This is a genomic window from Sporosarcina sp. P3 (assembly GCF_002743415.1).
In the GTDB taxonomy this organism is placed as follows: domain Bacteria; phylum Bacillota; class Bacilli; order Bacillales_A; family Planococcaceae; genus Sporosarcina; species Sporosarcina ureae_A.
Genome location: NZ_PDZE01000010.1, coordinates 66,395 through 92,706, shown reverse-complemented (window position 1 = coordinate 92,706; position 26,312 = coordinate 66,395). Strand labels below are relative to the sequence as shown.

Genomic DNA, 26,312 nt, shown 5'->3' with positions numbered 1-26,312 from the left:
TATTTTATAAAGGGGGCATTAAGTGTGCCGACTTCATCAAACTTATTTACTAGCTTTAAAACATCGGGCACAAATTCGGATCGCTTATTAGCGGTTATATTTGAATATATGACAAAAATAACAGTTGAGACCAATATAAAAAAGATGGTTATGAATCTTGCAGATTTAGGAAAAGAACTTGTAGCGGCGGATCGCTGTACGGTTTGGTTACATGAAGCAAACGAAAAGATACTATGGACAGTAGGTGGCCACGGAGTTCAAAAGGTTAGTATACCGGAAGATAGCGGTTTTGTTGGTCATTGCGTCAAGACGGGGGACGCATTACTAATTGAAGACGCGTACGCGGATCAGCGGTTTAATCGTACAGTCGATATAGAAACGGGTTATTCTACTACTTCTGTTATCTGTATTCCGTTTCATAATACTGAGGGAGAAATTATTGGCGCCTTTCAAGCCATCAATAAGCAGACAGATACGCAAATCTTTTCAATTGATGATTTAGAAGTTTTAAAGATTGCTGCTAACTTTACAGGAAAATCACTTGAAGCATTCATTTTACGTAATGAACTAGTTGAAACACAGAAAGAGATTATTGTCCGAATGGGTGAAATAGGGGAAAGTCGATCTCAAGAAACGGGCTTTCATGTCAAGCGGGTAGCGAAATATTCATATTTGTTGGCGTGTCTTTCTGGAATCCCGGAAGCCGAGGCGCTGAAATTGAAATATGCTTCGCCGATGCATGATATTGGAAAAGTCGCAATTCCAGATAGTATCTTATTGAAGCCAGGGAAACTGAGTGAAAAGGAATTCGAATTGATGAAACAACATACAACAATCGGTCATAATGTTTTCAATAAGTCAAAGCGTGAGTTACTGCAAATCGCTGCCATTATTGCCAATGAGCATCATGAACGATGGGATGGCCAAGGTTATCCAGAAGGTAAACAAGCGGAAGACATTCATATATACGGCCGTATTACTGCAATCGCAGACGTATTTGATGCCTTAGGAAGTGATCGAGTGTACAAGAAGGCTTGGCCACTAGAAAAAATTACGGCTTATATGAAAGAAGAACGTAATAAACAATTTGAAGGACGACTTGTTGATATATTTATAGAAAATTTAGATCGATTTATCTTAATCCGTGATGAGTTTGTAGATGGAAGTGAAGAAGCGATATGAAGAAAGTATTAACCTTTCGTGAAGAACAACTTGTGAACTTACCACTAAACGTCACGTGGGAATTATTAGCCAATACAAATGAATTAAATAAATTTGCAGGCATATTTCCTGTCAATTTTGCGCAGTTTTCAGAAGAAGAAGAAAGAATTATTCGATGGGCAGATGCTAAGGTGTTGAATATAATGTCATTAAAATGGAAAGAACATGTATGTGAATGGGTGCAATACTCTCATTATTCGCTTGAGCGTCAATATATAGAAGGACCTTTTCAATCCGTTTTCTGGACTATTCGAATGGCGCATATATCTGAGAATGTAACGAAGATCTATTTGGAAGGTGACTTCATTTGCAAGAACCTGCTGGGAAGAATTGCACTACAAGCTACTGTTTATCCTCAACTACGCAAAATGATTACATACGCACTGGAATATGAGAGAGCACAAGGTACAAGAAAACCTCTTGGAGAGAAAAAAATAGAACTGGAAAGTACAAGCCTTACTCATGCTATTTCTTTATTGAAAGAATCGTATCCTCGCACTGACATGATAGATGCCTTAGAATATACTATTCGCACAGGTTCTGATGATGAAGTATCTGAAATGCAACCATACCGCTGGGCTAGGATCCATCAGTTCGACCGATTTGCTACTGTTGAATTATTTTTATTCGCCAATGCAGTAGGTCTGCTTGATTATGACTGGAGCATGATGTGTCCGAATTGTCGTGTACCTAAGGGGAAGACTGCTGCATTAAAACAACTGACTGACAAAGTACATTGTGAATTATGTGGAATAGATTTTGAATTGGATTTTGACCGTTACGTAGAGATGAAATTTCATGTGAATGCTGCCATTCGAAAAGTTGATCAGAATATATATTGTATAAATGGGCCAGTCGAAACACCCCATGTACTGGCGCAATTTAGAGTTGCACCAGGAGAACACAAAATAATTGATTGGCCTAAATTCAATGAGGTACTTAGGTGTCGAGTCCTGAAGTATAATCATATAATCGATATGGCGAATGAAAGAGTCGAAAAGGCTGAAATTACCTATTCTGCCGAAGGCTTCCTACAAAGGGAAATTCCTAACGCAAAACGTTTCACTATTGTTAATGATACGACTAAAGAAATTGTTGTAGTTTTCGAGAAGAAAGACTGGGATGATGACGCACTGACTGCGAGGGAAGTGACATCACTTCAGTTGTTTCGAGATTTACTCGGAACAGAAGTATTAGCACCGGGGCTTCAAATTGGAGTCGGCCATATGTCTATTTTATTCACTGACTTAAAAGATTCCACTCGGCTATATGAAGAGATTGGGGACGCAAAAGCCTACTCGGATGTTCAGAAGCATTTTGACTATTTGTCGCGTTGTATAAGAGAACATAGAGGGACTATTGTCAAAACGATAGGCGACTCGGTAATGGGTGCTTTTACTAGTGAACATGACGCGTTCGATGCGGCGCTAGCTATACAGCAAGGGATAGGTCAGTTAAATAAAAACTTAACACAACTTGTGCAAATTAAAGTAGGTTTCCATACTGGCTCAGTAATTGCAGTGAATGCTAATGATCTATTAGATTATTTCGGTAGTACTGTTAACAAAGCAGCTCGTATCCAGCAACAGAGTGTGGGGGGTGATTTGATTATTCACCGTGACGTATATGACCGACTCATACGTAAACGGCCGGAAATAGCCTGTCTGAAAGGAAAATCCTTTACAGCACAGTTAAATGGATTCGCAGAAGAAGTCCAGCTTCAACAATTTAGCATCAACGAGTAAACATTTCACGCAGTCCATGCGTAGATGTTTTTTATTTTGCACATTTTGCTTTCTTTATCATAAGCTGATAAAGAAAGGGGTGGGTGTCTTGATTGAACACCAAAGCATATCTATTGATGGAAAGTCATTTCAAGCAGTCACGGTAAGATTACCGAAAACAACGTTACTTACAGTTTCAAATGACAAAGGGTATATTATGTGTGGTGCACTTGATGTGGGATTACTAAATAGTGTGCTAGCAGACCGCAAAATAGTTGCGGGTCGTGCTGTTGGAGTAAAAACGATTGAGCAATTGCTCGCAGCACCTTTAGAATCTGTTACACTTGAGGCTGAGCAATATGGTATTTCCGCTGGCATGATCGGTTCTGAGGCATTATTGAGGATGACGTAAAAAACGACGCCCATATATAAGTAGGGCGTCGTTTTTTATTGTATACAAGTGAAATATTGCGGAGTGAATACCGTTTAATTATTATCGTATTTTTCTTCGCTTGATGAACGATCTTTTGTCTCACGATGATTTCTCTCTTCTTCTTCTTCCATACGAACATCTTCTAATGGAATAGCATCTACCGTCTGCATATCTTCATGCATATCATAAATACTTTCTTTATCGGTTTTTAAATTCTCAGGGTTGTCCATATAACCACCCTTTGCTTTCTTGCGGTCTTTTTCTGTAAATACATTTTTCTCTTCACTCATTCAAATTTACTCCTTTGCAATTGAATATTTTTAATTTAAAAATCTACCTAGTAACCCTTTATTCGATTCGGATTTTTGATTGTGATCTTTTCGATCACCGCGCATAGGTGTGTCATTGAACTCATCGAATTGGCGAGATAATTTGTTTCGGGCATCTTTGTTACGCATTAAATAGGCCGCACCTAAACCGATCGCAGTTAAAGCCATTCCTTTTTTCATAAAGTGACCCTCCTCGTTATCGTCTCTTAGATCTTGTTTTCCCAAATCTCATTCATACTAAACAATTCATTTTATAGAGAGATGAACTAAAAAACAGTCAGTGATCGAAAACTCTCAATCACTGACTGTTCTTCTCTTGCTATGCGGAAAATTTTATGTTGCGATTACTCCATACTGACGATATTGTACCCTCGTAGTATGCGTCTTACATCTTACACTGCTTAACTTCTTTGAAGCAGGTATTTCACGTGCACTTACACAAAAAACTTCTTTCGCATTACCTGGTAAACCTGTCTTCCTGTTGGAACCTTAAAAGCAGATTCCCAAACCGAGTGTACCACTTGCCAGTAAAGAAAAATTTTCCGCCAAGGCTGTGCATCTCTTCCAGATCTAGCAGTTTACTTCCCTGACTAGCTCCTTCAGTTTGCCTTGTACTATTAGTATACCCATGCAAACCATTCTTAAACATCTTTTTAAAATTAATTTTAAAAGTTTTTTCAAGATTTTTCTTACTCGCGGTATATGCGCTTATGATCTATAATAGAGAACTGAGGTGAGAGCTTTGAACAAGGGAATAACAGGGAGAAGCATGACAAATATACTTGCTGAAGTAAGACCCTATATTGAAAAGAATGTACGAATATGAGTGCGCTACAAAATATAGAAATGATTCTTTGCAGTTTAGAAATAACGAAAAATGCACGAAAAGGTTTGGAACAGTGGTTTTTAAGTGAAGAAGCCTTCGTATCTTCAGAGTCTGTCTTTGATATACATATTGAAAAGAAACCGGAGAATCGTATGGGGAACCAATCCTATGCGTTGTTTTTTGATCCGAAAACCAATAAAAGATTTGCCAAAGAAGTTCAACAACGTGTGGCAGTTATGGAATGTGTATTGAAACCAGATGGTCTGCTAGCAACCGGCTTTCATGTAAGAGGCGCAAGAGAACCTGTTCAGACAAATCGGCGGTTACATACGGCGATTAAGTTTAGGTTACATCGCGCAGGAGTAGCGTTGCCAATCGAGTTCTATACGAAGTTACGCCAATTACCGATCGCGGAAGAACGTTCAGAATACGTAAAGAAAAGAATTGAAAGTTGGGAAGGCTATCTACAAATTGCGGAGAAAAATGCGGACGTAGCGGATATCGCCTGTACATTTAGCCAAGCCAGTTTCACTAGTGATTTTACAAAGGTACGTCTACAGTGTAAAGATTTGCAAACGAAAAACTGGAAGCAACTCCGTGGGTTTAGTGTGAAGGTGGATGAACTTTCTGCTGAAATCGGTCAAATCGTCGATGCACAGAAAGGTCAAAAGATTATTGTTGTAGAACTAAATCAACGTTTTCAAAAGAAAGCGCGATCGGAACAGTGGTTACCAACACGTAATAAAAGTCTGGTGCTGACGAACTTTGCAGAATTAAGTCAAATTCGTCGTTTACGTAAAGGTTTCAAAGACTTACAAGATGGTCTAGCCGCAAATGCAAATTTGGAAAAGATTTTATTTGAAGAGCGGCCTGTCGTGCAAATTACTAATAAACAGCCACAACTGGAGTTCCATAATAATTTGAATGAATACCAGCAAGAGGCAGTTTCCGGTGCGATGAAAGCGCATGATTTATTTGTAGTCCAAGGTCCGCCTGGTACAGGGAAAACAACAGTAATCTCTGAGATATGCTATCAAAACGTCAAAGCGGGCTTGCGGACACTCGTTGCTTCTCAATCAAATCTAGCGGTAGATAACGCACTCGGTCGATTACTGACAGATCCAGCGACGCGTATTTTACGTTATGGACGTTCAGAAAGTATCGAAGAAGAGGGCAAGCGCTTCATGGAAGAAAATGTAGCGTTGCATTGGAGAAATGAAACAATAGAAACCGTGAAAGCGACACGTGCTATTTATCGAAGAAAAGATACTGAATTGCAAAAACGTGCAGATCAATTAACTGAACAAATTCAACAGAACACAGAACGGAAAATCACTTTAACTGAGCAACTACACATGCAAAATATTATGCAGGAGAAATTAAAAAAACTAAAGTCTACATACTTTTCTCAGAAATCCCTGCTTGACCAATCTGTACGTCGGCTTTCTCAAAAGCAACAGGGAATTGAGCAAACTGAAATAGACCTTGCACAACGCATGAAAGAAATCGCAGAGTTACGGAAACAGCTAAATTCAGAGTCGAGTAAAGAAGAGTTGTCAGCCCAAATAGAAGAATGGTTAAAAGAGCAGCGTCTAGTAAGACAGACACAAATATATATCCATTCGCTAGCAGAGTTGCAGAGCAATAAGGAAGCGCAACGAGAGATTATGGAGGAATACAAGACACTTCCTGACAGCGAACAAATACTACAAGCTACACATCGTGATGTACTGTCTCAGACCAAAATGAAAGATATCCAGATGACGCTTGCTACAAACCAGATTGAAATCCCTATTCATATTACATTGCGAAATAACGATTTACAGCGAATCATCAAGTCAATTGAAAGTGGAGAGTACTCCTACGAATTTCAAGAATGGAAAGAACTGCATGAACGTTTTCAAACAGCTATCAAAAAAACTCTTTCCCTATTGCAAACACACCGTTACCCAATAGAGACCATTACGAAGCACTCAACCGATAATTTCAAAACCATTCAAGAAATGCATGAAATGATTGACCGCCTGGGGAAATTTCTAATCAATCCAACAACGAAAAAAGTGCTGCAAAACAAAGGAATTTCATCCGCCAAAACAGAAGTGCTCCAGAAGATAGCACAAGGTATGTCATTGTTTTACGGTAAAGAAGAGATCGTTCGTGCAAAAGGAATAGATCTTCAGCAACAGAAAGTCCACTCTGTAAAGGAAGTATTTGCAGAAGTGAAACACGAAATTCTGAGATTCTTACAACAAGCACTTCAAGAAATACAAGCCAATATACAACGAAAAGAAGAGCAGATGCAACATCTGCAATCTAAGCAAGTAGAATTGGAGAAGCAGATTAAAGAATGGTTAGAAACCAATGAGCCGCCTGAAAAAGAGTGGGAGGAAAATCAACTCACACAGGAAATGAATGAGCTAGAAACGAAGATCTTGGAGGGCCGACAACAAATAAAAAATGTAACACAATTAACAGCGTCCATAACTACTTCAGAATTAAAGTGTTCTCAAGCAAAACAACAGCTTGAACAAGAAAAAAATGAAGCTCTAGCTGTAGAACAGAAAACTTTGCAGTTACAAGAAGAACAACAGAAACGACAGCAGGAAATAGAAGAGCTCGCAGTTCAATTGAAACCAGATATAAAAGAGCAATTGGAGAAAGTAGAAATGGTGCTTGCGCAAGCTGAACCCCAATTAGCAGAAGTAGTAAAAGAACAGGAGCAGCTTCCAGTCCTGCAAGAACTGCAAGCGCAATGGGAAGAATTACTGCGTGATGCTAACGATTATGACTTGGATGAAATCCGTAAGCTTTATATCGATCATGCGAATGTAATCGGCACGACATGCGTCGCATCAGCTTCCAAAAAATTCATGGAAGAATACCCCGTCTTCGATGTAGTCATTATCGATGAAGTGTCAAAAGCAACACCGCCAGAATTACTATTGCCCATGCTTAAAGGTAAAAAAGTTATTTTAGTGGGAGACCATCATCAATTACCGCCGCTAGTAGGACAAGAAACGATGGATGAACTGGTAGATCAGCAAAAAGATCCTGAAGTACAACGTGAAATGAAAAAACTACTCAATGAGTCATTATTTGAACGGCTATTCCGTACGTTGCCTAAGCAAAACAAAACGATGCTCAGTATTCAGTACCGCATGCATGAAAAAATCATGGAAACAATCGCACCATTTTATAAAGATGGTGACTACCAATTACAATGCGGGCTTTCTAATTCAGACGAAGCACGAGATCATTTACTTGAAAGTAGTAAAATTACTAGGAAAGACCATTTGTTATGGCTCGACACACCCAATATCCCTTCGTTTTTCGAAGACCAAGTCAAAGGCGGGACAAGTCGTTTCAATGAAGCGGAACTAACCATCATTCAAGATCTATTGATAGATATTGAACACGCGACAGAAAAAGCTAAAAAAGATGGCCGAATGAAGCCAGACGAAAAGAAGAGCGTCGGTGTAATCAGTTTTTACGGTGAACAGGTAAAGCGAATTGATCGACTAATCCAACAGGAGATCCGACCGAAACAATTGCATTATCGTACAGGTTCCGTAGATAAGTTCCAAGGTATGGAAATGGATATCATCATATTGAGCTTCGTTAGAAACCATGGGGAGAAGAATGGTGACATTGGATTCGCAAAAGACTATCGCCGTCTAAATGTAGCGTTATCACGTGCTCGAGAATTGCTTATAATCGTCGGAAGTTCTGAAATGTTCACCATCAAGACAAAGAATGCCTCTACAAAAGAGATGTATAAACAATTGCGTGAAGTCGTAGAACATCAGGGTGGATTACGCAAAATAAAACAAATCTCAGGAGGCTGAGCAAATGGATTCGCTTCGAAATAGGTTGCAACAAGAACTTCAACAACAGCCAGACATCGAAATACAACAATCAGATAGCTGGGGATTGCCGGTTGAACTAATCAATATCCGATATACCACTACTCAGCGAACTACAATGGATATCTTGATGAAAATGATTTTATTGACGATACAAAAAATTGAAGTATCCGAATCAAAAATGATTGCGGAGTTCCTGGCCGTCGAGCCATTATTTGTTGAGAATATATTTCTTAAAATGCAGAGGGCTCAAATGATTGAATTACGTGTAGGTAGCTATGTGTTGACGAAGACCGGAGTCTCACAATTGCAATCTGGAATTTATGAACACCCTCCAAAGAAACGAGAAATGAAGTTTTATTATAGTGGATGCCATGATGCCATCCTGTGTCAACAACCCGAGAATATGTTTACAAAAAAAGTAAAAGCGTTCCGATTAACGAAGAACCAAACGAAAAAAGCAGAGACAATCGACGAAGAACAAATGCGTACTGCACTTCTATCCGCTAGAGCAGGGATTACCGAAGGTGCTTTTCAGGAAGTCATTAACACTATGGAACCACCTCAGGAGATCGAAACCCAACTAATTCCGTGCGTGGAGTTTTACATATGGAATCGTACAGAAAATAATTACTTCACGAGAGTGTGGAACACGTTGACAGAAGAGTGGGATGAACTGCTAGAAAAACTAATCGATGAGCAAGATCCTCTTGGAAATTGAAAGGAGCGTGTGTTTAGCAAGCTACAAACTGGGAATATATTCATTAAGCTACATTAAACGAAAAGTAGGAGGATGAATATATATGGCTAACCGGCAAACTACAGAACAGGAAAAGAAAATGACATTAGAGGAAGCAGGACGTAAGGGTGGGCAGGCTACCTCTAAAAAGCATGACAAAGAATTCTATAAGAATATCGGTCGTAAAGGCGGAGAAGCTACTGCTCAAAAGCATAGCAGTGAATTTTATAAAGAAATTGGAAGTAAAGGTGGAAAAGCGACTTCCGAAAAGCATGATAAACATTTCTACGAGAAAATTGGCCGCAAAGGCGGAGAAGCCCGTGCCAGTCAACATAATGACAAACAATCATCTGTCTGATTTCAATCAATAGAAGCAGTTGAAAGTTCCGAAAGCCACTTGAATTTAAATACAGCAAGAAAAGCCAGAGAAGAATGAATCTTCTCTGGCTTTTCTGATGAGATCATACGATGGCACGGTACTCAAGATTTACGTTTTTTTGATGAAGCAGCACTTTTGCGTAGTTCAGCAAATTCACGAGCAGTTTCTTCCTTCATATCACGTGCAGCGATCTTCTGGTTTTTTGGTGTTTGAGGTAAAGAACCAGAGGCGTTGCTGCCTTTACTATGTTCATCGCGTCCCATTGGTCAGGCTCCTTTCTACTAAGAAGTTCTTTGTAAGTTGGCTTAAATAAACGAAAATTATACAAACTTTATTATGGTAAATAACTTAGGAGTAAAATGGTTTGATATGATTTCTAAGGAATTGTGTATTTTAATAAAACCAAGTTGAGAGTTTATGGCTGTATTTTAGGTAAAAAAAGGAATTAACTAATGCTTTTCTACAAATATAGCGTTACATACATTTTTGTTGTTTAAACTACTATTTGCTGGGAATATATCTAATAAGCTTGTCGACGAGCTAAAATGATTAATGCATAGGAGGAATTTTACAATGGCTAACCAAAACAATCGTGACAACAATAACAACAAAATGAGTGTTGAAGAAGCGGGACGTAAAGGTGGAGAAGCTACCTCTAAAAATCATGATCAAGAATTCTACGAAGAAATCGGCCGTAAAGGCGGAGAAGCGAGAGCCGAACAGAATGACTCAAACAACTCAGGCAACTCGAACAATAATAATGGAAAAATGAGCCGTGAAGAAGCGGGTCGCAAAGGCGGCGAAGCACGAGCACGACAACGCGATAATAACTAGTAACCATATTGTACTATGAAAAACTAATTGAAATAGAAGAAATAGCTACAAATGATCAATGTATAGGAGGAATTGTACAATGGCTAACCGAAACAATCGTAACAACAATGACAACAAAATGAGTCTTGAGGAAGCGGGACGTAAAGGTGGCGAAACTACCTCTAAAAATCATGATCAAGAATTCTACGAAGAAATCGGCCGCAAAGGCGGAGAAGCTACCGCTGAAAACCATGACAAGGAATTCTACGAAGAAATCGGTCGCAAAGGTGGAGAGGCTACCTCTGATAACCATGACAAAGAATTTTACGAAGAAATTGGCCGTAAAGGCGGAGAAGCGAGAGCCGAACAGAATGACTCAAACAACTCAGGCAACTCGAACAATTACAGCAACAACAGTAATGGAAAAATGAGCCGTGAAGAAGCGGGTCGTAAAGGCGGCGAAGCACGAGCGCGGCAGCGCGATCATAATCAGTGAGCGGTATGTTGATATGAAAAATTAATAAAATAAAAGATAAAATGAAAAATACTCTTGAATCGACTTCACGATTCAAGAGTATTTTTTTATGGAAATATAGTTATTTTGTCTAAAGAGTGAAATCAGTAATTAAATATATGATTAAGTGGGTAATTGCTCATAGTTCGGCATTGATTGATAGTATTAGGCGTAGTATAATATGCTTAGCAATAAAGAGGGGCATAAAAAATATATATGAAATAGGGATGAATGAGAATGAATGAACAGGTTTTGTCTTTAAACGTGCCTCAATGCATAAATGAAGTCATGAAAACTGTGAATATGAAAGAGGAACTCTGTGAAGTTCACGATGGAATCAATATGAGTTATAATTTTATAGGGAAATATATTGGATATGACATGGAGAGGCTAAAAATTGCTTACGGAGAGATTGAAACGATTTGCCTATTTGAAGACTACATTAAAACCATTACGATGCATGAATTAGGTCACGCTATCGATTTGCCAGCGTTAGAAGCCTCGTTAGCAAGAACTATTGAAATCTTCACTATGAAAAAGAGTTATAGTAAGGAAGAAATTTTCCGTACGCCTGCTCTACTGAAAATGCTGATTGAAGAAGATGAAATGAACTTGGCTTTTGAAATAACCGCTTGGGACAATGCGTCTGAGCTGAACGAAAAGTATACATTGGTTCATGCAACCGACTTTAATGCAATACGAAAACATAGCATGGCTTCCTATCATAGACTTTATCAACGTGATCTACAGGCATATCACCAGTTGATCGATGAAAAATCTGCAAAATAAAAACCAATTGGTCTCGTTCCAATTGGTTTTTATTTTTGAACTGTCGGGTAGAAGTAATTCCAGGCTTCTTTTATCGCATCTGCATAATATCCCTTTGCCCGGTATAAGAGCGTGTGGGAAGGCAGCTTGGAAAGCTCTGCCTGTGCGTTACCTACAATGACGGCCGGATATCCAAGAGATAGCATTTCGGCGTCATTACCTGAATCACCTGCTAGTAAAAGACGCACGTCCTTTTTAGCATATTCGCGAAGGACATATTCTACAGCTTTTCCTTTTCCGCTACGTTCAGGGAGAATGTCCACATCACGGCCCGAGCTATATACGAAGTGACATGGAATGTTATGAGTATCTAACGTGGATTGAATGGCATCTACTATATGCGGCTGTCCAGAATGCACTGTATAAGATATGCGTTTTTGATGTGGCAGTTTCTGTTGTACAATTGCCGGTATATTTTTAGTAAGTGATAAAATATCTTCAGGCAGCCATGTTTCACTTACCCAAGCCGCCCACGTCTTGTCTTCAGACCAATCGGGGGCATGGTAAATAGCTGTCCCTACATCGGTGATAAGAATATCAGGAAACGGCAGTTTTTCTCGTTCTATGAGCGAAAATGCTGAATGCAAATGTCTTCCTGTTACGTAAATCAACCCAGGGTTGAAATCTCTCTCTTCATAAAATGTGAATAAACTTTTCAATGCTTCTGGATCACCGACTAACGTGTTATCCAGATCAGTCACTAGTAGATAGGATTTTTGTTTCATTGGAAACTCCTTTATATAATTCGATCATTTTGTGAGCCAGGACACTCCAGTTAAATTCCTGCCGTGCATAAGAGGCGGCTTTTCGTCCAAGTTTTTTTGTCAGATGCGGGTTATTCAATAATGTCGACATAGCCTGTGCTAGCTGTCTAGGGTTTTTGTGCTTCACGTGGAGTCCAGTCATACCGTCTTTGACAATGTCTTGTAGTCCACCAACACTTGAAGCAATGACAGGACTACCACATGCTTGTGCCTCTGCAGCGACCATTCCAAATGATTCGTAATGAGATGGAACAATAGTGGCTACAGAATTCGTGAATAATTGGGCCAGCTGTCGTTGGTTTTGTGGACCTAGGAATTTCACTCTATGCTCAAAACCTTCAATTGCCGCACGGAGCTTTCGGCTTTTCGGTAAATGATTCTTAGAAGAAATACAAGAATCACTGCCTCCAGCAATAATCAACTTAGTGTGGCCCATCTCAGGATTATCTCTAATCAGTAAATCGAATGCTTTAAGAAGGGTATATATACCTTTTGACGTTTGCAATCTGCCTGCAAACGCAAAATATGGCGAAGTGGTAGTTTTAGGCCTATTTGACTGAAATGCATCATCGACACCGATTGGAATGATTTTCATAGGCGCCGGATTGGTTATAAATTCACGAATCAACTGTCGTTCCGATTGAGTAGTGACCACAACTAGATCTGCTGAAGTTAAAATCATTTTTTCAGTGAGAAGGCGCAAAGCTTCCGAGTTACCAGTCGCTTTCTTTTTCGCGATACCCAGTGAATGATTCGTGTGCACCCATGGAACATTCCATTTTTGCTTAATAAACGAACCGATGAGACCCGACAACCAATAATGAGTATGCACGACATCATAATTATTGAAATTAAGTACCTTTGACATTTCATCAAAAAATTCAGGAATCAGACGATACATTTCATTTTTCGGCACAAATTTATGCTTTCCTGCAGCGAACCGTATGACTCGGCAGGAAGTACCAAAATATTCAATTTCAGGGGTGTCCATACTATTCCAATGTGTTGCAACGTCCACCGCGTACCCCTCTTTCTCTAACGCTAAAGCCAGCTGTCTGACATAGTTGTTTTGTCCGCCAGCTTGCTCACTTCCTAAGGGCGCCAACGGATCACCATGATCAGAAATAAACAATACTTTTCTTATCATGTCTATTTTCTCCCTTCTATTCTTTTCACTTTCTTAGGTATAATCTTTTACCCTAAAAGTCTCTAGGAGAAACATAAATTGGTTTATAATGAAGAAAGATAGGGAAATAGACAGATTACTGGAGGTGAGTATATGCGGTTAAAACAAGATGGAGTATGGAAGACAGGTTGGATATATGTAAAAATTTTACTGGCTTATATTACAGTGAAACTATTCTATAGAAAAGACTCTAAGACGATACTTTTAGTGGGTGGAAATCTAGGAGAGAAATACGAGGATAACGCTGCGGTATTTCATCGCTATGCTACAGATCATTTCTCAGATCAAATGGAGATTTACTGGATGTATGATCCTCAATACGATTACGTAAAAAACCACCAGATTCCGAAGGCTGTGCCGCTTGGCAGTTTCCGGAATTATTTATTGTTCTTTCGTGCAAGCTACTCTGTTCATGGTCATTCAATCATCTATGATTTAGCGCCAGGTATGGATAAATTCATTTTTTTAAACAAAAAAACTGTGATGCTGCATATCAGTCATGGTATTGAATGTTTCAAAAAGATTTTAATCCAAAAAGAAGATGTTCCATTGTTAGAAAGATGTAATTATTTTAATTGTGCTTCTGAATACGAATACGATATCAAAAGAAATGAATGGGGCATTCCTGATGATAAGCTGGTTATAACGGGGATGGCGCGTTTTGATCGTCTGACTCCTGATCATCCTTCATCTGAAATGAAACGTCTTCTGCTGATGTTCACTTGGAGAGAGTGGCTGTTCGATTTGACTGAAGAAGAGTTTCTGGATAGTACGTATTTTCTATCGACAGTGGGACTTTTGAAGAGTGAGAAGTTTCAAATGATTATACAGGATGAAAAGCTTGAAGTTAGAGTTATTCTACATCCATTTATGAAGCGTTATGAAAAGTATTTCAGAGAAAACGGCATAATCAATGAACGGATTACGTTTTTCAGCTTTGATGAAATACTGATTATGGAGGAACTTCGTGATGCAGATATGCTCATAACAGATTACTCCAGTATTTGCTGGGACTTCTTATATATGAATAAACCAATCATCTTTTATACGTTTGATCAGCAGGAGTTCTTAGCTAACCGGGGCTCTTATCTGAATCTGGATACTGATCTATTCGGCTATAAGGCACGTAATAAAGAAGAGGTAGTATATTATCTCGATACTCTCATTAAAGAAAAAAGATTTGGAAATCCATTTTTTAACAAAGCGTCAGCGTACATCGACTATTTTGATGACCATAATTGTGAACGTCTAGCTACAGCTCTTTTTAGTGAAAATAGTAGACGGAAGCAGACAAATCATCCAAAAGAATCTGAAGACGAAAATCATTTTTCCCTTGTTTCTGCTGAAGCAGTACAGTATAACTGTAATAAGTAGAAGTAAAGAAAATGGGTGAAATGATGGAACGACGAAAAGAACAATGGTCTTCAAAGCTTGGATTTATTATGTCTTCCGCAGGCGCAGCAATTGGCCTTGGAGCAATATGGAAATTTCCGTACGTTACGGGGATGAGCGGTGGCGGTGCGTTTTTCCTGCTATTTGTAGTATTTACGATTTTGATTGGGTTACCTATGTTGGTTTCTGAATTTATTATCGGGCGTGGTTCAGGTAAAGAAGCAATCAGTGCATACAAAAAGCTAGCGCCAGCGAGTGCATGGCCGTGGATTGGTAAGCTCGGTGTCGCTGGGTGTTTTCTTTTACTCTCCTTCTACAGTGTAGTAGGTGGCTGGGTATTCGTATATAGCGGATTATCTATTGGTGGCAAGGTTATTAGTGAAGGTGCTTCCTATTCGGAACAATTTGGCTCAATTGTAGGTTCACCAATCACGACGTTAATTGGTCTGCTATTATTTACAATCATTAACATATTGATCGTATCTTCTGGTGTACAAAACGGTATTGAAAAAGCGAATAAATATATGATGCCTTTATTATTTGTATTTTTCATCATTTTAGTTGTTCGATCATTGACGTTGCCCGGTGCGATGGAAGGCGTGTCGTTCTTCTTGAAGCCTGATTTCTCTAGTATTACAAGAGAATCGGTGTTGTATGCACTTGGACAGTCATTCTTTTCATTGGCTGTCGGGTTTTCTTGTATGGTAACGTACAGTTCATATCTGAAGAAAGACGTCAGTTTGACTTCTTCTGCAAGTTCCGTAGTGGGAATGAATTTATTTGTTTCATTACTAGCTGGATTAGCTATTTTCCCAGCGGTCTTCGCGTTCGGGCAAGAACCTGCTGCAGGACCTGAATTACTATTCATGGTGTTACCAGCAGTCTTTTCACAACTCCCGCTCGGGCAAGTTTTCTTGGCGTTATTTCTGATTTTATTCTTGTTTGCGACATTGACGTCTTCGTTTAGTTTGTACGAGATCATTGTGGCAGCGATGACAGCGAGTGGCAAGCGGACGCGAAAGTCTGTTACTTGGTTGATTGGTGCGGTGGTATTCATTGCCGCAATTCCTTCTGCCTTGTCTTCTAGTACATTATCAGGATTGTTGATATTCGATAAGAGTGTTTTTGATGCGACAGATTATCTGGTTAGTAATATTTTGCTTCCCGCAGGAAGTTTACTGATTGCGTTATTCATTGTCCACAAGATGGATCAGATTTTAGTGCGTGATGAGTTTACGCAGTATAATACGCAATTCAAAGGTTTCTATTCGCTATGGCGTTTTTTAATGAAGTGGGTAGTGCCGTTGACTATTATTGTGGTGTTCTTGAATACGCTCGGGATTGTGAAGTAATGTAGTGGAGCAAAGGGGAACGGTACCCTCCTGGAACGCGTCCTCTCTGGAAGGGGAAATCCCAAAACTCCTCACCAATCACTCACTTTCATACACTACTTAGACTTCCTAATGGGGAGTCTTTTTTCTATATAAGAATAAGAGTTACCAATGGATTGAGTTGACTTAGATCTATCTACATTGTATAATACCCATTAAACATGTTGGAATAATATATTTTTGACAGGAGTGGGGATGAAATGCAAAAGATGATCACGATTCGTTCTGGAGAACATCATTTATCTGGTGCACTGCATCTGCCTCATTATAAAAAAGAAGATATACCATTACTACTGTTTGTTCATGGATTCGTAGGCAGTAAAGTAGGAGAGCACCGTCTGTTTGTTAAAGCTGCACGATATTTTACTGAGCGTGGATATGGGGTATTCCGTTTTGATTTTAGTGGTTGTGGTGAAAGTGATGGGGATTATGCGGAGGTAACGTTAACGAATCAATTGAATGAAGTGCGGGATGTAGTAACTTATCTAGGCTCCGTCCGAGGAATAGATCAACGTCGCATTACATTGGTTGGGCATAGTATGGGAGGAGCTGTTGCATCACTTACAGCAGCAAGCGATACCCGAATTAAGCAATTAATTCTCTGGTCACCGGTAGGTATGCCATACGAAGACATTACTGGGATTCTCGGACCGAAAGCGGTTCATGAAATTACGAGAAAGGGCAGTTATGATTACCACGGATTTATGATCAGCCAAACATTCTTGAAAGATTTGAAAAAGCATCAGCCTATAGAAGCGGCTCGCTCATTTACAGGGCCCGCTCATATTATTCATGCAAAGGCAGACGAGCAAATTCCGAAAGAACATGCAGTGCGATACGCAAATTCACTCAATAAACGCGTAGATACTAAGCAAGTGTTTGAACAGTATATCGACAAAGCAGATCATACATTTTCGAGTTATTCATTTGAAGATGAGTTGTTCGACAATAGTTTGGCTTGGCTTGAAGGTAGTCCAGTAGGAAAGTCTTTGTCGCAAACATAAATTCGTGAAAATCTTCCAGACGGTATATACGTGGCGGGAGATTTTTTAATGAAGATAAAAAGGTGGGCTGCCTGATCCGTTTCCGCGGTTCGGCAGCCCTAATTTTGGAATGTAGGGTAAAACTGGAGATAAGGAAAAAAGAAAAATTAATTTGCCGCTGTTTTAACAGCTTGAATGAAACGCTCATTCACAATGTCCCAGTCCACAGTGTGCCACCAATTTTGCACAAATTCGGGGCGGCGGTTCTGGTATGCCAAGTAATAAGCGTGTTCCCATACATCAATGACTAGTAATGGAGTTTTTCCATCCTTTAATGGTGTATCTTGGTTTGGCGTGCTCATGACTTCTAACTCACCATCAGAAAGTACTAACCAGCCGTACCCGCTACCAAAGCGACTAATTGCCGCTTTCGACAAGACGTCTTGAAAGTTATCGAATGTAGTAAAATACTTATCGATTTCCCTCTTAATGTCTGCGGATGGTTCTCCTTTACTTTTTGGCGTCATGGATTCCCAAAATAAGCTATGACAGTAATGTCCACCACCGTTATTTTGAACGGCAGTGCGAATCTCCTCAGGTACCTGACTGAGATCAGTCAATATAGATTCAAGAGATTGAGATTGTAACTCTTCATGATGTTCTAACGCCGCATTCAAGTTATTGACGTACGTCTGATGATGTTTGCCATGGTGGATTTCCAATGTACGCGCATCGATATACGGTTCAAGACCGTCTACTGCATAAGGCAAATCTGGAAGAACAAATGGCTTCAAATTTTCACCTCCAAAGAAACGATGAGAAACTTTAAAAGTTTCCCTAAGGAAATAATGTTTCCTTAAGGCAACATTAATAAAGAAACAATAAAAATGCAAGAGATTTTTGAAAAATAAATAATAAATAGAACTAAAGGACTAGTAACGTTCTGCTTTAAATTAGAAGTGAAAGAGAAAGATTTTTGGCTTTATAGTTAGCAAGTTTACCTTATTTCCATGAAGGGAATAGGTCTATAAAGCGAGGGGTGACAATATGTTTAAGCGAATAAGTATGTTCATAGTAATTAGTATTTTATGTAGTATGACTATCACTACTAATCATTCAGCTAGTAAAGCTGCTGAAAAAACAGGCACAATTAGCGTCGTGTCATTTGACGGCTTGGGATATGAAGATGCAAAACGTTATATAAGCAAAGGAATCATGCCGAACTTAGAAAAGTTTCAGCAACAGGCAGCTTATGCTACAGATTTTGTTACAGTTACACCATCATTGACTGCACCATCCCATGCAGCAATGTCTACGGGTGCTGGACCTTCAAAGACAGGTATTGTCAGTAATTATTTTCATTCATCAGGGGAGAAAGTAAAAGAAGACCAAAGTGGTTTTGCGCAGACGTTGGGTGTTACGCCTATATGGAAAGAGGCAAGAAATCAAGGGAAAGTCACAGCAACCGTCTCTTTTCCTGACTCGAATCCTGAAAACGCATCTGCTGCTACTTATGCTGTCTATTCAGGTGGGACCTTAGCAGATTCGATGCTTCATAACCTAAAGTTTTCGGAAGTACATGATGAACGCGTTGAACAAATAAACGCAGGATCAATACAAGTAGAAGAGGCAGTTATATCATTGGATATAAAAAAATCACCTGCTAAAAACTTATATATTTTGCGAACAGATGAAAAAGAGCCAAAATATTATATGTCTATGGATAGAAAAGATATGGGCGAAGAAGTATCACCCGATGATTGGATTGCTGTCGCGTTGCACTTACATAACTTTGATAGTGCAGGGTTTTACGTGAAACTAAAGAGAAATCCTGAGAACAAAGAAGAACTTCAGTTGTTTCAAGGTACTGTAATGGGTGGATTATACAGAGGACCCGGAAAATTTGCAGAAGAAATACAATCTGAATTTGGATTTTATCCAGCAGCTGATGAAATAGAGGCGTTTAAAAATGGAGATATTACACGAGAAGAATATGAACAAGTAGGCGAACGATTCACAAACTGGGTGACAGATGTCAGTTTTTATATTAAAGAGAACTATCAGCCTGACTTATTATTTTACCATTATCCTGTAGTAGACACTGAACTACATGAATTCCTATTAAGAGAACCTTCTCAACCTGGATATCAATTAGCAAATGTAGTAGAAAAAGAGGAATATGTGAGCTGGGCATTTGACCAAGCAGATCGTGCAATCGGTCGAATTAAAAACAATTTAAACCCCAATGATCACGTACTAATTGTGTCAGATCATGGATTGGAACCAATTCATACAAGGCTTTCACCGAATAAAGAACTGGAAAAGGCAGGACTACTTGTAAAAGATCAAGAGGGAAATATAGATGCATCTAAAACAAAAGCTTATGCAGAAGCGAGTGGAACGATTGCTCATGTTTATGTAAATTTGAAGGGCAGAGAGAAAAAAGGAATCGTGAAGGAAGAAGAATATGAACAAGTGAAGAAGGAAGTCGTATCGATCTTTACAGATAAGGCCGTTTTTACTGGTCTTTCCCAAGGCCCCGAAAAATTTGCACATCCCATTTTACGTTGGCTTACTAGTAAAAATGAGAAACTTGATAAGGTCTACATGTATCCGAGCTCGTCTGTTTTATATGGCGAGAAGAATTCCGAAGTGTATCCATACGAAACTGTTTGGACAGAGGACCAGGAGGGATACGCTACTTTAAATAATAATAATAGCGGAGATGTGTTTTTATCCGCTGCTCCAGGATTTTTGATGGGGAAAGATGCAGAAATTGCTGTTGAACCAACGCAGGAATTAGGGAGTCATGGTGGAAATCCTGAACGTTCGACATTACGGCCGGTTTTATATGCATCGGGCCCTATGATCCCACCAGGTCAAATCAGCAAAAGAATTACAATGACAGATATTGCACCTAGTGTATATGAATTATTAGGTTTACAAGCCCCAGATTTTGTGGAAGGAAAAGTCATTTGGCGAATGAAATAATTATACAGTTGGAAGAATAAATATAATATTCAAACAGATTTCATTCATTTAAGAAGTGCGTAGGTAGGACATAACCTATTGCACTTCTTTTGTTTTCAACAAAATTCTCTTACTATATTACTTTATCAAAAAAGCATCTTGCGTTTAATCAGAATAAAAGTATAATAATGATTAATTAGTTATTTCAGAAAAGAAAAAGGTGAGCAAATGAACGAAAGAAAGAAATTACTTGAAGTTAAAGATTTGCAAACGACCTTTTTCACGGATTCAGGAGAAATTCCGGCAGTAGATCATGTGGACTTTTATGTGAGAGAAGGCGAAGTTTTGGGGGTCGTTGGAGAATCAGGCTGCGGAAAGAGTGTCACCTCTTTATCTATTATGCAGTTAGTGCCAAGTCCGCCTGGAAAAATTACTGGTGGTGAAATCCTGTTTGAAGGTCAAGATCTCCTAAAAAAAACGGAGAAGGAAATGAGGGAGATTCGTGGGAATGATGTCGCAATGATTTTTCAAGAGCCTATGACTTCATTGAACCCGCTCTTCACAATAGGCAATCAGATGTCTGAAGCCATTTCGCTTCATCAGAAAAAATGGTCGAAAAAGCAAATCAGGGAACGAGCGACTGAAATGTTGAAATTAGTCGGACTACCTCGCTCTGAAGAAATTATGAGAGAATATCCTCACCAATTATCCGGTGGTATGCGACAGCGTGTCATGATTGCCATGGCACTTGTATGCGATCCAAAAGTACTCATTGCGGATGAACCGACAACAGCACTCGATGTAACGATTCAAGCACAAATCCTCAAGTTGATGCGTGAGTTGAATGAGCGTATGAATACAGCGATTTTACTCATCACACATGATTTAGGAGTTGTGGCTGAAACTTGTGAACGCGTTGTCGTTATGTATTCAGGTCAGGTTATCGAAGAAGCATCAACCGAAGTGATTTTTGAAAATCCTTGTCATCCTTATACACGAGGATTGATCCAATCTGTTCCGGATATGCGGGATAAAAAAGATCGTCTTTATTCGATTCCAGGCAATGTACCGAAACCAGGTTCTATAGAAAAAGGTTGTAGATTTGCCGCGAGATGTGAAAGCGCTTTCTCTAGATGCTGGGTAGAAACACCAGAATTGTACCGGAACTCCGAAAACCACCAAACGAGATGCTTCTTATATGACGAACAACAAGGAGTGACGAGTACTAATGAGCAAACCACTGCTAAAAGTTGAGGGGTTGAAAAAATACTTTCCGATACGCAAAGGGCTAATTGGTAAAACAGTTGGTCATGTCAAAGCAATCGATGATGTGACCTTTCATGTAAATGAAGGAGAGACGCTTGGAATCGTAGGAGAAAGTGGTTGTGGGAAATCGACGACAGGACGGACCATTATGCAATTGCTAGAACCTACAGAGGGTGTCGTGGAATTTCAGGGGAAAGACTTGACGCAACTCTCTGCTACTGAAATTCGAGCAGTTCGTCGAGATATCCAAATGGTCTTCCAAGATCCGTATGCTTCATTGAATCCACGTCATACAATCGGCAAGATTTTAGAAGAGCCATTAATCGTGCATGGTGGTGGCAATGCAAAGGAGCGTCGCAAAAAAGTTGTAGAGTTTCTAAAGATTGTCGGCTTGAGTGAATACCACGCAAAACGTTATCCTCACCAATTCAGTGGGGGTCAGCGTCAGCGAATTGGTATAGCCCGTGCATTGATGACGAACCCCAAGTTGATTATTGCAGATGAACCAGTGTCTGCACTTGACGTATCTATTCAGGCGCAAGTATTGAACTTAATGCAAGATTTACAAAAAGAATTCCACTTGACGTATATCTTTATTGCGCATGATCTCGGTGTTGTACGCCATATCAGTGATCGAGTGGCAGTAATGTACTTGGGAAAAATTGTGGAGATTACAGAAAGTGAAGAGCTTTACGCAAATCCACTGCATCCTTACACACAGGCGTTATTGTCTGCAGTACCTGTACCGGATCCCAATTATAAAAAAGAACAAATCATTATTGAAGGGGATATGCCAAGTCCGGCGAATCCGCCAAGCGGTTGTGCATTCCATACTCGCTGTCCCTTCAAAATGGATGTATGTACGAAAGTAACCCCTCTATTAGCAGAGGAGAAAACTGGTCATTCTGTTGCTTGCCATCTTTATACTGCGGAAGGCAACGATGATATAGAAAGAAAAAACCAATTGGAGGGATCTGTATGAGAAAAGGGAAACTGTGGTCGTTCGCGTTGATCATGCTTCTTGTCTTATCGACTGCACTGGCAGCTTGTTCAGGCGGCGATGACAAAGAAGGCAGTGGCGACAAGGACAAAGATGCTGCGGATCAAGGCGGCAGTGAAAACAAAACATTAGTATTTGGACGAGGTGGAGATTCAACATCTCTTGACCCATCCCGTGTGACAGAAGGAGAAACATTTAAAGTAACGGTGAATTTATTTGAAACATTATTAAACTTTGGGGAGCAGGATACGACGGTTCAACCTGGACTTGCTAAAGAGTATGACACAAGTGAAGACGGATTGACGTATACATTCCAATTAGAAGAAGGTGTGAAATTCCATGATGGCACCGATTTTAATGCGGAGGCAGTCGTAAAGAACTTTGAGCGTTGGGCTAATGGAGATGCAGACACATTCCCATACTACAATTCTATGTTCGGTGGATTTAAAGATGATGAAGATCATGTAATTGAGTCTGTTAAAGCAGATGGAGATTCTACAGTGATTATTACATTGAAGCGTCCACAAGCGCCTTTCTTAAAAAATCTTGCTATGAGTATGTTCGCTATTTCTAGTCCTGAGGCGTTTGAAAAGGGCGATGATGAATATGAGCGAAACCCAGTAGGAACAGGTCCCTTCAAATTTGTAGAGTGGAAGCCAAATGAAACTATTACGATTGAAAAGAATGAAGAGTACTGGCAAGAAGGGTTACCGAAATTAGATCGCGTTATTTTCCAAGCAATTCCTAATAACTCTGCTCGTCTGAATGCTTTACTTTCTGGTGAAATTGACTTAGCAGATGGAATCAATCCAGCTGATGGAGTGAAAATTGAAGACCATGATGCATTACAGTTATTCGAGCGTCCTTCTATGAACGTAGGATACCTTGGTTTAACGGTCACTCGTGAGCCGTTTGATAAAAAAGAAGTACGTCAGGCAATGAACTATGCTATCGATAAACAGTCAATCATTGATTCATTCTTTGAAGGGCGCGCAGAAGTCGCGAAAAATGCTATGCCTTCATCAATTTCAGGTTATAACGATGATGTAGAAGATTATGCATACGATCCTGAAAAAGCGAAAGAACTATTGAAAGAAGCAGGTCTTGAAGATGGATTCGAAATGGAGCTATGGGCTATGCCGGTTCCACGTCCATACATGCCAGACGGCACAAAAGTAGCAGAAGCGATTCAAAGTAACTTGGCGGACGTAGGTATTAAAGCAAAAATCGTTTCTTATGAATGGGCAACTTACCTCGATAAAGCAAGCAAGGGAGAAGCAGATGCATTCATGCTAGGTTGGACTGGCGACAATGGTGACGCAGACAACTTCCTATACGTATTGTTAGATGAAGACAATATCGGAAGTAATAACTACACGTACTTCAAGAACGACGAAACACATAAGTTATTCCTTGAAGCGCAAACAGAAGTAGACGAAGACAAGCGTATCGAGTTGTATAAGCAAGCTCAGGAAATTCTTCACGAAGAAGCACCTTGGGTTCCGCTTGCACACTCTATTCCATTGTTAGGCGGAGCGAAAGAACTAACTGGATTCGTTCCACATCCTACTGGTTCTGATTTGTTGTCGAATGTAGAATTCAAATAAGTATTACGTAAATTGCATGATGGGAGAAGAGGGAGAAGCATGTATTCTCCCTTTCTTTGATTAATACATGATAAGAGCCGGAGGGGTGAAAGAGTTGTTCAACTATACGATTAAGAGGCTTTTACAGCTAATTCCTGTCCTGCTTGGTATGACATTTTTAGTTTTTATGTTGATTCGAGCTATTCCTGGTAATCCAGCACAAGTAATTTTAGGACAACAAGCTACAAAAGAAGCGGTGGAAGCTTTAACGATCAAGCTGGGTCTTGATCAACCATGGTATACACAATACTTCAGTTATCTTGGTGGTATTCTAAAAGGGGATTTAGGAGAATCCATGCGTACGCGCCTTCCAGTGGCGGATGAAATTTGGCCTTATTTAGCAGCTACATTAGAATTGGCATTATTTGCGATGATTATCGCGGTCGTTGTAGGGATTAACGCGGGTATTATTTCTGCTTGGTTCCAAAACTCCTGGTTTGATTATTCAGCAATGGTATTGGCGTTAATCGGTGTCTCTATGCCTATCTTCTGGTTAGGGTTAATGGGGCAGTGGGCATTTGCAATTGAATTGCAATGGTTACCAACAACGGGACGTGAAAATGTCCGTGATCCTGTATCCGCCATAACCAATTTATACATAATTGATACGCTCATCCAAGGTAGGTTTGATCAATTATGGGTAGTCATTAAACATTTGATCTTACCTGGACTAGCGCTTGCCACCATTCCGATGGCCATTATCGCCCGAATGACGCGTTCGAGTATGCTGGAAGTAATGCGTTCCGATTATATTCGTACAGCACGAGCAAAAGGTCAGAAAATGTTCTGGGTAGTCTATAAGCACGCATTAAAAAATGCGATCATTCCTGTGTTGACAATTATTGGACTACAGATTGGCTTACTACTTGGTGGAGCGATTCTAACGGAAACAATCTTTGCTTGGCCTGGAATTGGACGCTACATTTACGATGCAATCAACTTTAGAGATTATCCTGTTATTCAATCAGGCATTCTCATCGTGGCATTTATCTTTGTCATGATTAATCTGATCGTCGATTTACTATATGGATTGATCGATCCGAGGATTAAGTATGATTGAGGAAGGAGGAACAGTTCATGTCAGAATTTACGCCTAAGGTAGACGGAGTAGTAGAAGCAGAATTAGAAAAAACAACAGGGCCTTGGCGGGAAGCTTGGTTAGGTTTTCGTAAGAGCAAAGTGGCTGTCGTAGGCGCGGTCATTGTAATAGGTTTTATCTTGCTTGCGCTATTCGGTCCTCTTGTCACAAAAGAAGGCATCAACGAACAATTAATGACAGATCGACTGCAACCTCCTTCTTCGGAGTATTGGTTTGGAACGGATGACTTCGGCCGTGATATTTTCTCACGCATTATTCATGGTGCGCGTATTTCATTATCTGTTGGATTCTTCTCGGTAGTTGGTTCAATTGTAGTGGGAAGTTTCCTTGGCATCATTGCAGGTTATTATGGTCGTTGGATCGATACCATTATCTCGAGGATATTCGATATTATGCTTGCTTTCCCATCGATTTTACTAGCAATTGCGATTGTATCCGTATTGGGACCAAGTTTACGTAACGCGTTAATTGCTATTGCAATCATTAACGTACCAAACTTCGGACGCCTGATCCGATCCAAAGTACTGAGTATTAAAGAAGATGAATATATTACAGCGGCAAAGGCAATTGGCATGAAAGACTTCAGAATTCTGTTTTCGCACATATTACCTAACTCGATGGCACCTGTCATCGTGCAGGGAACATTGGCGATTGCTACAGCTATTCTTGAGGCAGCAGCACTTGGGTTCCTAGGATTAGGGGCAGAAGCTCCATATCCTGAATGGGGGAAGATGTTAGCTGACTCCAAGGATTATTTGCAAAATGCTCCATGGACAATGATTTTCCCTGGACTTGCCATTATGCTGACTGTATTAGGCTTTAACTTAATGGGGGACGGCTTACGTGATGCATTGGATCCGAAAATGAAGAGTTAAGCTATTCATTATGTCTGAAATGATCCTACTAATTACTATTGATAGAGAGAAGTCTTATGTACAGACTTCTC

23 protein-coding genes and 1 pseudogene are annotated in these 26,312 nt (G+C 39.8%); 18 read left to right on the top strand and 6 right to left on the bottom strand.

Going from position 1 to position 26,312, the window contains the following annotated elements; genetic code table 11:
• The first annotated feature begins 24 nt into the window (after window positions 1-24).
• The 3 genes from CSV61_RS12765 (at window position 25) to CSV61_RS12755 (ending at window position 3,357) form a co-directional block, all read left to right on the top strand.
• Window positions 25-1,182 (top strand): HD domain-containing phosphohydrolase, encoded by a 1,158-nt coding sequence (locus CSV61_RS12765; protein ID WP_233193604.1) that lies wholly within the window; start codon window positions 25-27, stop codon window positions 1,180-1,182.
• A complete protein-coding gene (locus tag CSV61_RS12760; protein ID WP_099639515.1) occupies window positions 1,179-2,966 on the top strand; it encodes an adenylate/guanylate cyclase domain-containing protein in 1,788 nt (595 codons plus the stop codon). Before CSV61_RS12765 ends, CSV61_RS12760 begins: the two co-directional genes overlap by 4 nt.
• A gap of 88 nt (window positions 2,967-3,054) precedes the next feature.
• Entirely contained in the window at window positions 3,055-3,357 is a 303-nt protein-coding gene (locus tag CSV61_RS12755) for a YunC family protein (RefSeq protein ID WP_233193603.1), read from the top strand.
• Window positions 3,358-3,431: 74 nt separating this feature from the next.
• On the opposite strand, the gene CSV61_RS12750 is transcribed toward CSV61_RS12755, so the two are convergent.
• Window positions 3,432-3,668, bottom strand: coding sequence for a hypothetical protein (locus tag CSV61_RS12750; protein WP_099639513.1), 237 nt, complete (start codon window positions 3,666-3,668; stop codon window positions 3,432-3,434).
• A gap of 30 nt (window positions 3,669-3,698) precedes the next feature.
• Entirely contained in the window at window positions 3,699-3,887 is a 189-nt protein-coding gene (locus tag CSV61_RS12745; protein WP_099639512.1) for a hypothetical protein, read from the bottom strand.
• 642 nt (window positions 3,888-4,529) lie between these two features.
• Here CSV61_RS12745 and CSV61_RS12740 point away from each other — a divergent pair.
• The 3 genes from CSV61_RS12740 (at window position 4,530) to CSV61_RS12730 (ending at window position 9,493) form a co-directional block, all read left to right on the top strand.
• On the top strand, window positions 4,530-8,378 hold the full coding sequence (locus CSV61_RS12740; RefSeq protein WP_099639511.1) for an AAA domain-containing protein: 3,849 nt from the start codon (window positions 4,530-4,532) through the stop codon (window positions 8,376-8,378).
• 4 nt (window positions 8,379-8,382) lie between these two features.
• Window positions 8,383-9,117: a hypothetical protein gene (locus tag CSV61_RS12735; RefSeq protein ID WP_099639510.1), complete on the top strand. Its 735-nt coding sequence runs from the start codon at window positions 8,383-8,385 to the stop codon at window positions 9,115-9,117.
• Window positions 9,118-9,199: 82 nt separating this feature from the next.
• Window positions 9,200-9,493: a KGG domain-containing protein gene (locus CSV61_RS12730; protein ID WP_099639509.1), complete on the top strand. Its 294-nt coding sequence runs from the start codon at window positions 9,200-9,202 to the stop codon at window positions 9,491-9,493.
• A gap of 122 nt (window positions 9,494-9,615) precedes the next feature.
• Here CSV61_RS12730 and CSV61_RS16980 read toward each other — a convergent pair whose 3' ends face one another.
• Window positions 9,616-9,777, bottom strand: coding sequence for a hypothetical protein (locus CSV61_RS16980; protein ID WP_167693390.1), 162 nt, complete (start codon window positions 9,775-9,777; stop codon window positions 9,616-9,618).
• 310 nt (window positions 9,778-10,087) lie between these two features.
• On the opposite strand from CSV61_RS16980, the pseudogene CSV61_RS17365 reads away from it, so the two are divergent.
• From CSV61_RS17365 to CSV61_RS12715, 3 genes and pseudogenes are all read left to right on the top strand, one after another.
• Window positions 10,088-10,229, top strand: a pseudogene (locus CSV61_RS17365) (KGG domain-containing protein); the annotation flags it as partial.
• A 198-nt stretch (window positions 10,230-10,427) separates the two neighbouring features.
• The gene (locus CSV61_RS12720; RefSeq protein WP_099639507.1) at window positions 10,428-10,823 is read left to right on the top strand and encodes a KGG domain-containing protein; all 396 of its coding nucleotides are present in this window, start codon (window positions 10,428-10,430) and stop codon (window positions 10,821-10,823) included.
• Window positions 10,824-11,078: 255 nt separating this feature from the next.
• Entirely contained in the window at window positions 11,079-11,630 is a 552-nt protein-coding gene (locus CSV61_RS12715; protein WP_099639506.1) for an integrase, read from the top strand.
• 29 nt (window positions 11,631-11,659) lie between these two features.
• Here CSV61_RS12715 and CSV61_RS12710 read toward each other — a convergent pair whose 3' ends face one another.
• The gene (locus CSV61_RS12710) at window positions 11,660-12,394 is read right to left on the bottom strand and encodes an HAD-IIB family hydrolase (protein ID WP_099639505.1); all 735 of its coding nucleotides are present in this window, start codon (window positions 12,392-12,394) and stop codon (window positions 11,660-11,662) included.
• Entirely contained in the window at window positions 12,363-13,580 is a 1,218-nt protein-coding gene (locus CSV61_RS12705) for a glycosyltransferase (RefSeq protein WP_099639504.1), read from the bottom strand. The genes CSV61_RS12710 and CSV61_RS12705 overlap by 32 nt, the downstream gene beginning before the upstream one ends.
• Before the next feature lie 132 nt (window positions 13,581-13,712).
• Between CSV61_RS12705 and CSV61_RS12700 the strand changes: the two genes are divergently transcribed.
• From CSV61_RS12700 to CSV61_RS12690, 3 genes are all read left to right on the top strand, one after another.
• A complete protein-coding gene (locus tag CSV61_RS12700) occupies window positions 13,713-14,993 on the top strand; it encodes a CDP-glycerol glycerophosphotransferase family protein (protein ID WP_099639503.1) in 1,281 nt (426 codons plus the stop codon).
• Between the two features lie 23 nt (window positions 14,994-15,016).
• On the top strand, window positions 15,017-16,363 hold the full coding sequence (locus CSV61_RS12695) for a sodium-dependent transporter (protein ID WP_099639545.1): 1,347 nt from the start codon (window positions 15,017-15,019) through the stop codon (window positions 16,361-16,363).
• A 239-nt stretch (window positions 16,364-16,602) separates the two neighbouring features.
• Window positions 16,603-17,406 (top strand): alpha/beta hydrolase, encoded by an 804-nt coding sequence (locus CSV61_RS12690; protein WP_099639502.1) that lies wholly within the window; start codon window positions 16,603-16,605, stop codon window positions 17,404-17,406.
• 146 nt (window positions 17,407-17,552) lie between these two features.
• On the opposite strand, the gene CSV61_RS12685 is transcribed toward CSV61_RS12690, so the two are convergent.
• The gene (locus tag CSV61_RS12685; protein WP_099639501.1) at window positions 17,553-18,179 is read right to left on the bottom strand and encodes a superoxide dismutase; all 627 of its coding nucleotides are present in this window, start codon (window positions 18,177-18,179) and stop codon (window positions 17,553-17,555) included.
• Between the two features lie 253 nt (window positions 18,180-18,432).
• Between CSV61_RS12685 and CSV61_RS12680 the strand changes: the two genes are divergently transcribed.
• The 6 genes from CSV61_RS12680 to nikC all read left to right on the top strand — a co-directional run bounded on the left by CSV61_RS12680 (window position 18,433) and on the right by nikC (window position 26,241).
• A complete protein-coding gene (locus CSV61_RS12680; protein ID WP_099639500.1) occupies window positions 18,433-20,376 on the top strand; it encodes an alkaline phosphatase family protein in 1,944 nt (647 codons plus the stop codon).
• 207 nt (window positions 20,377-20,583) lie between these two features.
• Window positions 20,584-21,609 carry an ABC transporter ATP-binding protein gene (locus CSV61_RS12675; protein WP_099639499.1) on the top strand — a complete coding sequence of 342 codons (1,026 nt, stop codon included), beginning with the start codon at window positions 20,584-20,586 and terminating at the stop codon, window positions 21,607-21,609.
• Window positions 21,584-22,603, top strand: coding sequence for an ABC transporter ATP-binding protein (locus CSV61_RS12670; protein ID WP_099639498.1), 1,020 nt, complete (start codon window positions 21,584-21,586; stop codon window positions 22,601-22,603). The genes CSV61_RS12675 and CSV61_RS12670 overlap by 26 nt, the downstream gene beginning before the upstream one ends.
• The gene (locus CSV61_RS12665; RefSeq protein WP_099639497.1) at window positions 22,600-24,228 is read left to right on the top strand and encodes an ABC transporter substrate-binding protein; all 1,629 of its coding nucleotides are present in this window, start codon (window positions 22,600-22,602) and stop codon (window positions 24,226-24,228) included. Before CSV61_RS12670 ends, CSV61_RS12665 begins: the two co-directional genes overlap by 4 nt.
• A 67-nt stretch (window positions 24,229-24,295) precedes the next feature.
• The gene (locus tag CSV61_RS12660) at window positions 24,296-25,327 is read left to right on the top strand and encodes an ABC transporter permease (protein ID WP_369824377.1); all 1,032 of its coding nucleotides are present in this window, start codon (window positions 24,296-24,298) and stop codon (window positions 25,325-25,327) included.
• Window positions 25,328-25,344: 17 nt separating this feature from the next.
• The gene (nikC, locus tag CSV61_RS12655; RefSeq protein ID WP_083033709.1) at window positions 25,345-26,241 is read left to right on the top strand and encodes a nickel transporter permease; all 897 of its coding nucleotides are present in this window, start codon (window positions 25,345-25,347) and stop codon (window positions 26,239-26,241) included.
• The last annotated feature ends 71 nt before the right edge of the window (window positions 26,242-26,312 follow it).

Bases quoted from the DNA above. Each gene is read 5' to 3' on its own strand.
- nikC (WP_083033709.1), top strand. From the start codon at position 25,345: ATGTCAGAATTTACGCCTAAGGTAGACGGAGTAGTAGAAGCAGAATTA.
- CSV61_RS12745 (WP_099639512.1), bottom strand. From the start codon at position 3,887: ATGAAAAAAGGAATGGCTTTAACTGCGATCGGTTTAGGTGCGGCCTAT.
- CSV61_RS12700 (WP_099639503.1), top strand. From the start codon at position 13,713: ATGCGGTTAAAACAAGATGGAGTATGGAAGACAGGTTGGATATATGTA.
- CSV61_RS12740 (WP_099639511.1), top strand. From the start codon at position 4,530: ATGAGTGCGCTACAAAATATAGAAATGATTCTTTGCAGTTTAGAAATA.
- CSV61_RS12715 (WP_099639506.1), top strand. From the start codon at position 11,079: ATGAATGAACAGGTTTTGTCTTTAAACGTGCCTCAATGCATAAATGAA.
- CSV61_RS16980 (WP_167693390.1), bottom strand. From the start codon at position 9,777: ATGGGACGCGATGAACATAGTAAAGGCAGCAACGCCTCTGGTTCTTTA.
- CSV61_RS12760 (WP_099639515.1), top strand. From the start codon at position 1,179: ATGAAGAAAGTATTAACCTTTCGTGAAGAACAACTTGTGAACTTACCA.
- CSV61_RS12735 (WP_099639510.1), top strand. From the start codon at position 8,383: ATGGATTCGCTTCGAAATAGGTTGCAACAAGAACTTCAACAACAGCCA.
- CSV61_RS12710 (WP_099639505.1), bottom strand. From the start codon at position 12,394: ATGAAACAAAAATCCTATCTACTAGTGACTGATCTGGATAACACGTTA.
- CSV61_RS12705 (WP_099639504.1), bottom strand. From the start codon at position 13,580: ATGATAAGAAAAGTATTGTTTATTTCTGATCATGGTGATCCGTTGGCG.
- CSV61_RS12720 (WP_099639507.1), top strand. From the start codon at position 10,428: ATGGCTAACCGAAACAATCGTAACAACAATGACAACAAAATGAGTCTT.
- CSV61_RS12665 (WP_099639497.1), top strand. From the start codon at position 22,600: ATGAGAAAAGGGAAACTGTGGTCGTTCGCGTTGATCATGCTTCTTGTC.
- CSV61_RS12695 (WP_099639545.1), top strand. From the start codon at position 15,017: ATGGAACGACGAAAAGAACAATGGTCTTCAAAGCTTGGATTTATTATG.
- CSV61_RS12675 (WP_099639499.1), top strand. From the start codon at position 20,584: ATGAACGAAAGAAAGAAATTACTTGAAGTTAAAGATTTGCAAACGACC.
- CSV61_RS12750 (WP_099639513.1), bottom strand. From the start codon at position 3,668: ATGAGTGAAGAGAAAAATGTATTTACAGAAAAAGACCGCAAGAAAGCA.
- CSV61_RS12730 (WP_099639509.1), top strand. From the start codon at position 9,200: ATGGCTAACCGGCAAACTACAGAACAGGAAAAGAAAATGACATTAGAG.
- CSV61_RS12670 (WP_099639498.1), top strand. From the start codon at position 21,584: ATGAGCAAACCACTGCTAAAAGTTGAGGGGTTGAAAAAATACTTTCCG.
- CSV61_RS12660 (WP_369824377.1), top strand. From the start codon at position 24,296: ATGATAAGAGCCGGAGGGGTGAAAGAGTTGTTCAACTATACGATTAAG.
- CSV61_RS12690 (WP_099639502.1), top strand. From the start codon at position 16,603: ATGCAAAAGATGATCACGATTCGTTCTGGAGAACATCATTTATCTGGT.
- CSV61_RS12680 (WP_099639500.1), top strand. From the start codon at position 18,433: ATGTTTAAGCGAATAAGTATGTTCATAGTAATTAGTATTTTATGTAGT.